This is a genomic window from Shewanella sairae, assembly GCF_023283535.1.
GTDB classification, from domain to species: Bacteria; Pseudomonadota; Gammaproteobacteria; order Enterobacterales; family Shewanellaceae; genus Shewanella; species Shewanella sairae.
Genome location: NZ_JAKILT010000224.1, coordinates 1 through 579 on the forward strand (window position 1 = coordinate 1; position 579 = coordinate 579).

The 579-nt window shown below is 36.3% G+C and carries 1 protein-coding gene; it reads left to right on the plus strand.

Features of this window, described 5'->3' with window-relative positions:
* The first annotated feature begins 179 nt into the window (after positions 1 to 179).
* The gene (locus L2748_RS24310; RefSeq protein ID WP_220783709.1) at positions 180 to 515 is read left to right on the plus strand and encodes a hypothetical protein; all 336 of its coding nucleotides are present in this window, start codon (positions 180 to 182) and stop codon (positions 513 to 515) included.
* Positions 516 to 579 lie beyond the last annotated feature (64 nt).

A 579-nucleotide genomic window follows, 5' to 3' on the forward strand; every position in this document is an offset into this window, starting at 1 on the left:
TGGACAAAACCTTCTTAGCGTAATTATTTGAATTAGGTAAATACGGATAACTTTTGGTATATGAAGGTCGCTTAGTTAGCAGTCCAGTCTTGGTAGGCGCACCAGAACAATATCTACTGGACGCACGAATCCTCAATCTTTAATCGCGGAGTTAAATAGCAAAAAAATAAGGGGTAGATATGTCTGAGAAAATAATGGGAAATAATCAAAGTAATTTTGTAAAACTGCTCTCTGGTGGCTATAGACTGGTTGATATTTTTTGGGCTGGGTATTTCATAGTAGGAACTATCTTAGGTCTAATTGTTTCCAAGTTGCAGAGTGTAGAATCTGTCATGATCGGGATTTGTTTGAATTCAATTTATCTTATAATTATAAGCGTGGGAGTATGGAATTCTGCAACTAAGTTTATTGGGAAAAAACACTGGGCAATACTCGCAAAAATCTTTGCGATATTGATAGTGATGAGTAGTTTAATGCAGCTTATTGCATTGGGCTATATCTTATTAAAAGACTAATAGGGAACAGTAGAGTCAGTGAAGCCCTCTGTCATCATTATGCGCTGAAACGAATTTATGGACA